Annotated in this window: 2 protein-coding genes; both read left to right on the plus strand. The window is 61.1% G+C overall.

What is annotated here, in order from left to right; translation table 11 throughout:
* Positions 1-3 precede the first annotated feature (3 nt).
* Entirely contained in the window at positions 4-993 is a 990-nt protein-coding gene (locus AC1D0Z_RS20855) for a Bug family tripartite tricarboxylate transporter substrate binding protein (RefSeq protein WP_477660073.1), read from the plus strand.
* Between the two features lie 24 nt (positions 994-1,017).
* Positions 1,018-1,783, plus strand: a 766-nt coding sequence (locus AC1D0Z_RS20860) for a substrate-binding domain-containing protein (protein ID WP_477660072.1), incomplete at its 3' end; no start/stop codon positions are given.

Here is a 1,783-nt window from a genome sequence, read left to right on the forward strand (position 1 = left end):
TTCATGAAACAGCGTCGCCATCTTCTTCACTTTTTATGGGCCGGTACTGTGCTGGCAGCCGGCACCTGGCTGCCGATGTCCGCGGCCGCGCAGGGCGCCTACCCAAGCCGGCCGATCAAGTTCGTGGTGCCCTACGCGGCCGGCGGCCTGCCCGACACCGTGGCGCGAATTTTCGCGCAGCGGCTGGGTGACAGGCTAGGCCAGTCGGTGGTGGTCGACAACCGGCCCGGTGCCAACGGTGTCGTGGCTGCGCAGGCCCTGGCTACAGCTCCCAAAGATGGCTACACCTTCCTGGTGACGGACGGCTCGATGTTCTCCATCAACCCCGCCATCTACAAGAACCTGGGGTATGACTTCAAACGCGACTTCATGCCGGTATCGCTTGCGGCGCGTGCACCGCTGTACCTGGCGGTTCATCCCAAAGTGCAGGTCAACACCTTTCAGGAGTTCATCGCGCTTGCCAGGGCCAAACCGGGAACCCTGAACTACGGCTCCTCGGGCATTGGCAGCACACACCATCTGACCATGGAAGCGCTGAAAGCGTCGCTGGGCCTGCAAATCACGCATGTGCCGTTCAAGGGCACGGGCCAGTCGGTACCGGCGCTGATCGGCGGACAGGTCGACGTGCTGTTTTCGGCGCTGCCGTCGCTGGCGGGTTTTGTGAAGGCCGGGCAGGTCAGGCTGCTGGCCAACAATGCGGCCCAGCGCTCCAGCCAGGAGCCCAATGTGCCGGCCATTGCTGAAACCATTCCGGGCTTTGACTTCGCGCCCATCGTGGGCGTGCTGGCCGCCACGGGCACGCCGGCCAGCGCCATAGAGCGCATCAGCGCCGAGATGGCGCAGATCGCCAGGATGCCGGAAGTTATTACCACGCTGAACAATGCGGGGATCGAGCCCATCGGCAGCGGCCCAGCTGATTACAACAAGGCCATCCTCGGCGAAAACGAACGCTTGGCCAAGGCTATCGTCGCCTCCGGCATCAAGCCAGAATAACCCCTCTCAGGAACACACCGCGACATGTCCAAACTGAAACTGACCTTCGGCTGCTGGAATTACGACCGCACCCGCGCCCTGATGGACGGGAGCGTGCAGCCCGATGGCATCGACCTGAACTACCTGAACATGCCGGTAGAGGAAACTTTCTTTCGCATGCTCAGGCACAAGGAGTTCGATGCCGCGGAAATGTCGCTCTCGTCGTACACCGTTTCGATGTTCAACGAGTCCCGGCCATTTGTGGCGATCCCGGTGTTTCCCTCACGCTTTTTCCGGCACTCCTGCATCTATGTGAATGCCAGCTCCGGCATTCGCGAAGCCAAAGACCTGATAGGCAAGCGCGTGGGCAACCCCGAGTACCAGATGACGGCGCCGGTGTGGATACGCGGCATCCTGTCCGACCACTACGGCGTGCCCGTCGACAGCGTGACCTATTTCACCGGCGGCGAAGAAGAACCCGGCCGCTCTGAAAAGATCAAGCTTGATTTGCCATCCAACATCAAGGTTGAGCGCATCGGTCCCGAGCAAACACTGGCGCAGATGTTGCTGGACGGTGAAATCGACGCGCTTTACACCGCACGCATGCCGTCGAGCTTTCTCAAGGGTGGCGGCAAGGTCAAGCGCCTCTTCGAAGATTACGAGCAAGTCGAGCGCAACTACTTCAAGGAAACGAAAATTTTCCCGATCATGCACACCGTGGCAATCCGCCGCGACGTGTACGAGGCCAATCGCTGGGTGGCGCGCTCGATGATGAAGGCGCTTGAGGAATCGCAGCGCCGCACCTATGAAG

This window comes from Polaromonas sp. P1_E3 (assembly GCF_056405935.1).

Excerpts from the sequence above, each read along its gene's own strand:
- AC1D0Z_RS20855 (WP_477660073.1), top strand. The coding sequence starts at position 4 with ATGAAACAGCGTCGCCATCTTCTTCACTTTTTATGGGCCGGTACTGTG.